Here is an 8167-nt window from a genome sequence, read left to right on the forward strand (position 1 = left end):
TGATCCACTGGCCGGTGCCACCGGTGACGATCCCAGAGTCCGAGTGCCCGGTGCGCACGATCGAGGCGGAGGCCGCCGACGGTCGGCCCGTCCGGGCGTGGTGGCGGCGGCCACAGGGTGACGACTCTGTGCCGGCGATCGTCTTCATCCACGGCGGCCTGACGGAGTTTCCCGAGGCCGCCCTGCGCCGGCACCTCACGGCCAATCCCGTCATCACGCGGTTCCTCGCCGCCGGCCATGCCGTGGTGATGGCCACGTTTCGTACCTACGAGAAAGACATCCAGTCGCGCGGGCCGGTCGAGGACGGGCGGGCGGTTGTGCGTGCGACGGCGCGGCTGCCCGGTGTCGACCCCCGGCGGATCGCCCTGTACGGCGGCAGCGGTGGCGGCAGCATTGCACTCGAGCTTGGCGGCGACGCGGAGGTGTGGGCCGTGGTGGCTGGCGAACCGGCGACGGTGCTCTACACCGGCATGCTCACCACCGGCGACTACGGACCGCGGCTGGAGATGATGGCGAGCCCGGAGCGGTTCTTCACGCCGGAGCTGCGTGAACAGACCCAGAAGAAGCTCGCGACGCTCCGTGCTCCCGTGCTCATCCTCCACGGCGACCAGCATGATCTTCGGAAGCTCAACGGGCCGATCATCGTGCCGCTCATGAAGGAGGCGGGGGTGCGGGTCGAGTATCGCGAATACCCCGGCTTCGGTCACGGTTTCTATTTTGGCGGCGGTGGCGACCGCTGGGGTAAAGGGGCGGATGAAAAAGTCGTTGCGGACGTTGTGCGAGATGTGCTTGCGTTCCTTGCGGCGGAGGGCGGCCAAGAAACGGAGAGTCAGACACAAAAAAGGCGTAACCCCGAACGGAGCAGTGCAGTTGACCCGCGATGAAATCCGGCGGTCTGGATCAGACGACGTGGCGGATAGTCGCATATGGTGACAGTCGCGGTGGGATCGTAGGATGACCTTCGAATTCGCTGCCAATGCCAGGCGGGAACGGGATCGGGCAGACCTCGGGGAACAGCCATGACACGACCACACGAGTGGAATCCGCCCAAGCCGGTGGTGTTCGCCGCGGTGCTGTGCCTGATGATGCTCGGCGGCGAGATCGCCGCCGGTGGGCCGAGCAATCCGCTGGCACTGCCGTTTTATTGCTTCCTCCCGGCGGCGTTGTGGATGATCGCGAATGACGCGAAGCGCGACGCGCGAGCAATCGCCGCGCTCGAAGCGCGGATCGATCGGCTGGAGGCATCGCGTCACGACATGTCGATCGCGAAGGCCGGGTGACGAGCCGATCTGGATCCCGGTCGTGACATCGTGCGTGCTGCGACGGGTGCGGCGGCGGGCAACCGCGAGGGCCTGACATGAGTCGATTCTTCCGACACCGGCCTGCGATCATTGCGGGGCTCGCGCTTGTCGCCGTGGCCGTCGGCATGACGGCATGGGCCGCCGACGCACCGGCCATGCCCCGGACGTGGGTCCTGCTCGTGGCCAAGCCGCGGGTCATCGATCCGCCCGGAATGCAACGGCGCGGGATCGCCGCCGTCGAGGCGATTCACGAGGCGGTGTCCGTGGCGTTTCCCGGGGCTGTCGTCGACGCCCTCGCCGAGGGTGTGATCACCCCCGAGCAGTTTCGTCGGGGTGGCGTCACGGAGACGGTCACGGGGGAGATCTTCCGGAAGCGATTGGAGGCGCTGGCGGCCACGGCCGGACCGGACGACACGGTCGTGATCTACACCCACAGCCATGGTCGCAAGGCCGGCTTCGAAGACGCACAGCCGCTCGGCGGGATCGTCGTCGACCTCCCCGTGCGGCGGACCGCCCACGAGGGCACGCTCCTCTGGGACCGGTACGCCGAGGCGATCCTGGCGATCCCCGCGCGGACGGTCGTCGTGCTGACGATGTCGTGCTACGCCGGGGGGCTCGTCGACCATCTCGAGTCGGACGCGGTGGCCCCGCGGTGGCGGCAGCGGCGGACGACCGAGGGGCGGAATCTCGTCGTCCTGACGTCGCAAAACGCCGACCTCGAGTCGGGGCCGATCGGCAAGGACGGCGAGCTGGTCAATCCGTTCACGCTGGCCGTCGCGCGGGGGTTCGCCGGGGCGGCCGACGGCTTCGTGCTTCCAGGCGGCGAGCCGGCCCCGCCAGGAGCGAAGGATGGCGAGCTGTCGATTGGCGAACTGATCGACTTTGTCCTCCACGCCACGGAGCACACCCGCTCCGAGGTCGCCGGCCGCCCGAACACCGCCAAGCCGTGCGTCACCGGCAGCTTCGAACGCTCCGACATCCTGTCGCGCTTCGGCGCGGCAGGGGGGCGGACCGGCACGACACCGGGAACGACGGAGGATGACTCGTGGTCGCCGCGGTGAGGCGATCGAAAGGCACATGTGACGCTTCTTCGCAGCCGGCCGACGGTGCGCGACAGCCGCTGCCAACGAGCCGACCGGGTCGCGTCGATCCTGTCGTAGCGAACGACACGGTCGCGCCGGTCCGGCCGTGTGTGCCGATCGCCGCCCCGGGGCAATCTGGAGGGTACACTCTCGTGAGGGGTTTGCCGGACGGCGGGTCGAGGCCCGGCGGCCGGCTGCCCGGTGGAGGGTGGCCGTGATGCCCCGTCTGTTCGAGTATCTCGTGCTGAGGGGGCTGCTGTTCATCGGCGTTCCGCTGGCGCTGGCCGTCCTGGCGCTCGGCCCGGCGAAGTTCCGGTCGGTTGCCGGCCGATTCTGGTCGCAACTGTGGGCGCGGAAGCAGGAGCCGGAGGAGGTCATCGAGCAGGTCGTCAAGCAATACCGCGAGATGGTCGCGGCGCTCAACCAGACGCTCGCCCGGGCCCACGCCGCCGACGAGACACTCGACCGCAACATCGTGAAGAGCGAGACCAACCTCGCCGCACTCGACGGCGAGGCCCGCGAGGCCGCCCGGCGCGGCGACGATCTCGAGGCCAAGGGGGTGCTGTTCAAGAGCACCCTCGAGCGGCAGGCGCTGGACTCGTTTCGTGAGCAGCGCGCCCGCCATGCCCGGCAGATCGACGAGATCCGCCGCAACCTCTACGCGGCCGAATTGCAGCTGCGGCAATACGAGGTCGGCCGCGAGCTGCTCCTGGCGCAGCTCGCCGAGGCCAAATCGGTCGAGCAGCAATACCGGATCGCCAGCGAGTTCGATCCGTTCAGCGCGGTGGCCAACTGGAAGAAGGCCGAGAACATGGTGGAGGAGAAGCAGATCTCCGCCCGGGTCATCGGCCGGGTCGAAGCCGACCTGCGCAAGGCGCTGGAAACCGACGGCGTCACCGGCACCGACGCCGTCCTGCGCGACGCGGCCGCCGACAGCGCGACACGCGCGGCGGTCGACGCCGAGCTCGAAGGGCTCAAGAAAAGGATCCACGAAGGGGGCTGACCGGACCGGCGACGGACCGGACAGCGGGAGACACCGATGATGAATGGCGGAAAACTGATCGTCTGGGCGTTGGTCGCGGCCGCCGCGGTGGCGCTCGGGCTGCTGGCTTGGAAATGGGAGATCGAGCGAATCGAGGTGCCCCCGGGGAAGTTCCTCGTCGTCATCCACCGCTGGGGCAAAAACCTGCCTCCGGACGAGATCCTCGCCCCGGACGAGTCCTACAAGGGGGTCCTCGAGGAGACCCGTGGGCCGGGGCGGCACTTCCTCAATCCGCTGTTCTTCGGGCAAGAAGTCCATGAGATGACCAACATCCCCACCGGGAAGTGTGGTGTGCTGACACGGAAGTTCGGCACGCCGATCCCGCAGGAGCGGATCGACGCCGGCGAGTTGCTCGCCGGGGACGCGGAGAAGGGGATCGTCGCCGAGCCGCTCACGCCCGGCACGTATTCGATCAATCCCCACGCCTACGACCTCCAGGTCGTCGACGCGATCGAGGTCAAGGCCCAGTACGTCGGCGTGCGGACGCGGAAGGTCGGCAAGGATCCCGGCACCCTGCCGCGGGACAAGCGCCAGGGGAGCTACGTCGTCGCCGAGGAGGGTTTTCGGGGCGTTCAGCAGGCGTACCTGCCCCCCGGCACGTATTACGTCAATCCGTTCGTCGAGGCGATCACTCCGATCGAGGTCCGCAGTCACAAAGTCGACTTTGACGACATCTCGTTCCCGTCGCGCGACGGGTTCACGCTCCGGCCGCGGATCCAGGTGGAGTATGCGGTGATCAAGGACGAAGCGGCCGAATTGCTCGTCCGGATCACCGACGAGGGAAACATCTACCAGGCCGACCAGTCGCGCGAGGACATCGCCCGCAACGAGATCCTCCAGAAAGTCGTCCTCCCCCACATCCGCGGTTTCGCCAGGCTCGAAGGGAGCAACTTCAACGCCACCGACTTCATCCTCGTGCCGGGCGAAACCAGTGACACGGTGATCAACGCCCGGGAGCGCTTCCGCCAGGCGCTCCTCGAGGCGGTCAAGCCGCGGTGCGAGGAACTCGGAGTCGACATCCGGGCGATTTCGGTCGGTCAGATGGAGCCCCCGCCGGAGCTTGCCAGCGAGATCTCCGACCGCGAGACGGCACTGGCCGAGCAGCTCCGCAACAAGGAGATGGTGAAGCAGTACACCAACGAACAAGCCCTCAAGGCCCAGGAGGCGCAGGCACTGCAGAAGCGCGAGCGCGTCCAAGCCGAGACGCGCCTCGCGCAGGCCGAGACACAGGCCAAGACGCGGCTCGAAGTGGAGAAGCAGAAGCTGACGGCGCTGGTCACCGTCGCCGAAAGCCAACTCGAGGCGGCGAAGGAGCAGGCCAAGGCCGTGCGCTCGAAGGCAGAGGCGGAGGCAGCGGTGATCACCGCCCAGAACGAGGCCGAGGTTGCGGCGCTACGGACGAGCGTCGCGGGGTTCGGCAGCCCGGAACTGTTTGCCCGTAACGCCGTCCTCGCCCGGGTGGCGCCGTCACTCGGCGAGATCTTTGCCGCCGACGACAGCGACTTCGGCCGGCTGTTCACGGCGCTGCTCCTGCCGCCGGCCGTGCCGGCAGAGACGCCCCCAGAGCCGCTGACGTCGGCGCCGCCACGGATCATGCCGGCGACGGCGGTCGAGCCACCCCCGGCCGTGCCCACCCCCTCCCCTGCCCCCTGAGCGACGGCGACCACGACTTTCCGATCACGGAGCACCGACGATGGACATCACATTCAGGCCCCCGCGGCGGGTCGCGCGTTGGAAATGGCTGCTTGGTTTCTGGGCCGCGGTGGCGCTGGCGACCTTGATCGCGTTTCTGACGACGTGGAACACGTTTTTCCAGTACGTCCCCCCTGGTCAGCACCTGGTGATCATCGCCAAGGACGGCGCCCCGCTGCCGGCGGGGCACGTGCTGGCGAAGCCCGGGGAGAAGGGACCGCTCGAGGAAGTGATGGGAGAGGGATGGCATTTCGTGATGCCGATCGCCTACGAGCGCAAGCTCGAAGCCAACACGACGATCGCCGCCGGGAAGGTCGGGGTGTTGACGGCGCTCGGCGGCGAGCCGTTGCCGGCGGGAAGGGTCCTCGCCGACAAGGGAGAGCAGGGGATCCAGCGCCGCGTCCTCCCGCCGGGGAGCTACCGGATCAACCTCCACGGCTACAAAGTCGAGGAGAAGCCGGCGACCGAGATTCCCGTCGGGTTCGTCGGCGTCCAACGGCGCCTCGTTGGCCGCGAGACGGAGGATGCCGTGATCGATGCAGATCCTGCCGTCGCCGGGGCCGAGGATCGCAAGGGCTTCCTGTCGACGGTCCTCCAGCCGGGGCTGTATTACATCAATCCCTACGAGAATGACGTGATCCCATCGGAGGTCGGCATTTTCCAGACGACGTTCGCCAAGGACGACGCCACCAACCGTCTCCAGGTCGCCGACAACCAGCTCCGCACGCCGATCACGTTCACGTCGCGCGGCGGGTTTCCGATCAGCGTCGACTGCACGGTCGAGTGGGAGGTGCTCCCCGAGGACATGCCGCGACTGGTGGCGGAATATGGCACGCGCTCGCGGATCGAGGAGAACGTCATCGACCTCCAGACCCATGCCATCGGCCGCGACAAGGGTTCGGAGTATGGTGTCCTCGATCTCCTCGAAGGGGTGAAACGGACGAAGTTCCAGGAGGACTTCACCAAGGAGCTCGTCCTCGCCTGCGCGGAGAAGAACGTGACCGTCCATTCGGCGTTCATCCGCAGCATCGACATCCCCGAGGAATACCTCAAGCAGATCCGCGACAAGCAGATCGCCACCCAGCGCACGCTCACCAACAAGGCCAAGGAGGCGACCGCCAAGACACACGCCGAGGTCGAGGAGGCGAAGCAGATGGTCGAGTTGGAGGTCAAGAAGGTCGAGGCGGAGACGAAGCGCCTCGTCGGCGTCATCGACAGCCAGGTCGAGAACCTCAGCGCGACGACCGAGGGCGAGCTCGAGCGGATGCGGGCCGTGACGCAGGCCGAAGTGGCGATCCTCGAGGGGCAGCGCGACCGGCTGACCGGCGAGGCAGCCGCCGAGGGGGAAAAGCTCAAGGAGACGGCCCGCAGCAGCCTGGCCAAGCTGAAGATGGACGTCTTCCAGGGGGACGGCCAATCGTTCCTGCGCTACGCCCTCTCCGAGAACCTCAGCCCCGACCTGCGCCTCCGCCTCTTCCAGAGCGGTCCGGGGACGTTCTGGACGAACATGCCGGGCAACGAAGGGATGAACCTGCTCCTCCAGCCGAACCAGGCGCCCGGTTCCAAGCCACCGAAGAAGACCGAAGAAGCGTTCGGCGTGCCGCAGACCGCGCCGGCGCGGCGCCCGGGATTCCCGGTGCCCGATGCCAGCGCACGCTGACGCTCGCTCTGCTCGCGGCCGGCGCCGCGATCGCACCGTGGGTGCCGCTGCGGCGCCGGACCGTGGTAGCCTGAAGGCCGATCGGCCCGGGAGCGACGGCAATGACGAAACGGGCGTCGTGGGGCGGCGTGGCGGTCGCGGCGGCGCATTTCGTCGCCCAACTGGCGGCGATGACGGTCGTGATCGGCCGTGGCCTGGCACGGTTCGACCATGGCGGCGATCCGACGCTCGTGGAAACGTTCCTCGAGGCGTGTGCCACGCTGCTCCAGTTCCCGCTGGTGCTGCTGGTGCGGAGTCTCCCGGTCGGCGGCAGCGGCCAGTGGGGGTGGCTGATCCTCATGGCCAACAGCGCTTTGTGGGGCGTGGCGGGGACCGTGTTGTGGCGTCTGACGTCGCGGTCGCGAAGTTCCGGGCCACGTCGCCCGGCCGACCGGTCGGCGGCGGCGTCATGACCGGCAGGTTGTCGGGGGGATTCACAGGCATGGCAACGGCCGTGGACATCGCCGAACGCCGCCGCGGGGAGCGTGGTTTCACGCTCGTCGAACTGCTGGTCGTGATCGCGATCATCGGCCTGCTCGTCGGCTTGCTGCTCCCGGCGGTCCAGGTGGCGCGGGAATCGGCCCGTGGCATCCAGTGCCGCAACAACCTCCGGCAGGTCGCGCTGGCGACGATCCTCTTCCAGCAGGCCACCGGGGTGTTTCCGCCGGCGCGGATCGTGGCCGGCCCGGCGACGCCTCCTCCACCTCCGGGGAGCTATCCCAGCTCGACGTGGCTGCTGCGCATCGGCCACTTCCTCGAGCAACCCGCGCTGCGCTGGGACGAGACGATAGCGTTCGCCGACCAGACTGACCAGTTGCGGATGCAGGTCGTTCCCGGCTATCTCTGCCCCACGCGCCGCGGCCCCGAACTGGCAATCACACCCACCTCGACGACGCCCCTCACCCGGGCGCCGTGCGGCTGCCTGATACCCGGCCGCGAGATCTCCGGCGGAGCGGTGTCGGACTATGCCGGTAATCACGGCGACCTCTCGCCGCGAGCGACCGGTGCGGCCACCGATTTCTTCTGGGGCGGCAACGGCACCGGCGTGATCATCACCAGTGAGCCGCTGCCGGGTACGGCCCGGTGGCGCGACCGGGTGCGCCCCGCCGACGTCAGCGACGGGCTGTCGCAGACGGTGCTCATCGGCGAAGCCCACGTGCCCCGCGGCCGCCTCGCCCGACCACCGGAGAACGGTCCGGCCTACGACGCCTTCGACTTCTTCAATTCGGCGCGCGTCGGCGGTGTCGGCGTGCCGATCGCGGCTGGACCGGATGATTCGGTCGCCGGCATGGGGCTGTTCGTGTTCGGGAGTTGGCACCCCGGTGGCTGTCCGATGGCGTTCGCCGACGGT

8 protein-coding genes are annotated in these 8167 nt (G+C 68.4%); all 8 read left to right on the top strand.

Features of this window, described 5'->3' with window-relative positions; translation table 11 throughout:
• The first annotated feature begins 50 nt into the window (after positions 1-50).
• Entirely contained in the window at positions 51-884 is an 834-nt protein-coding gene (locus FJ309_16750) for a hypothetical protein (GenBank protein MBM3956224.1), read from the top strand.
• A gap of 135 nt (positions 885-1019) precedes the next feature.
• Entirely contained in the window at positions 1020-1280 is a 261-nt protein-coding gene (locus tag FJ309_16755) for a hypothetical protein (protein ID MBM3956225.1), read from the top strand.
• Between the two features lie 77 nt (positions 1281-1357).
• Positions 1358-2362 carry a hypothetical protein gene (locus FJ309_16760; protein MBM3956226.1) on the top strand — a complete coding sequence of 335 codons (1005 nt, stop codon included), beginning with the start codon at positions 1358-1360 and terminating at the stop codon, positions 2360-2362.
• Between the two features lie 238 nt (positions 2363-2600).
• Positions 2601-3386, top strand: coding sequence for a hypothetical protein (locus FJ309_16765; GenBank protein ID MBM3956227.1), 786 nt, complete (start codon positions 2601-2603; stop codon positions 3384-3386).
• A gap of 36 nt (positions 3387-3422) precedes the next feature.
• Positions 3423-5078 (top strand): hypothetical protein, encoded by a 1656-nt coding sequence (locus FJ309_16770; protein ID MBM3956228.1) that lies wholly within the window; start codon positions 3423-3425, stop codon positions 5076-5078.
• Between the two features lie 40 nt (positions 5079-5118).
• Positions 5119-6777 carry a hypothetical protein gene (locus FJ309_16775; GenBank protein MBM3956229.1) on the top strand — a complete coding sequence of 553 codons (1659 nt, stop codon included), beginning with the start codon at positions 5119-5121 and terminating at the stop codon, positions 6775-6777.
• Positions 6778-6878: 101 nt separating this feature from the next.
• A complete protein-coding gene (locus FJ309_16780; GenBank protein MBM3956230.1) occupies positions 6879-7229 on the top strand; it encodes a hypothetical protein in 351 nt (116 codons plus the stop codon).
• Positions 7226-8167 (top strand): DUF1559 domain-containing protein (locus FJ309_16785; protein ID MBM3956231.1); only part of this gene is annotated, 942 nt, incomplete at its 3' end. The genes FJ309_16780 and FJ309_16785, both read left to right, overlap by 4 nt.

The organism is Planctomycetota bacterium, assembly GCA_016872555.1.
Classification (GTDB): Bacteria; Planctomycetota; Planctomycetia; order Pirellulales; family UBA1268; genus F1-20-MAGs016.

Excerpts from the sequence above, each read along its gene's own strand:
- FJ309_16755 (MBM3956225.1), top strand. The coding sequence starts at position 1,020 with ATGACACGACCACACGAGTGGAATCCGCCCAAGCCGGTGGTGTTCGCC.
- FJ309_16760 (MBM3956226.1), top strand. The coding sequence starts at position 1,358 with ATGAGTCGATTCTTCCGACACCGGCCTGCGATCATTGCGGGGCTCGCG.
- FJ309_16765 (MBM3956227.1), top strand. The coding sequence starts at position 2,601 with ATGCCCCGTCTGTTCGAGTATCTCGTGCTGAGGGGGCTGCTGTTCATC.
- FJ309_16770 (MBM3956228.1), top strand. The coding sequence starts at position 3,423 with ATGATGAATGGCGGAAAACTGATCGTCTGGGCGTTGGTCGCGGCCGCC.
- FJ309_16775 (MBM3956229.1), top strand. The coding sequence starts at position 5,119 with ATGGACATCACATTCAGGCCCCCGCGGCGGGTCGCGCGTTGGAAATGG.
- FJ309_16780 (MBM3956230.1), top strand. The coding sequence starts at position 6,879 with ATGACGAAACGGGCGTCGTGGGGCGGCGTGGCGGTCGCGGCGGCGCAT.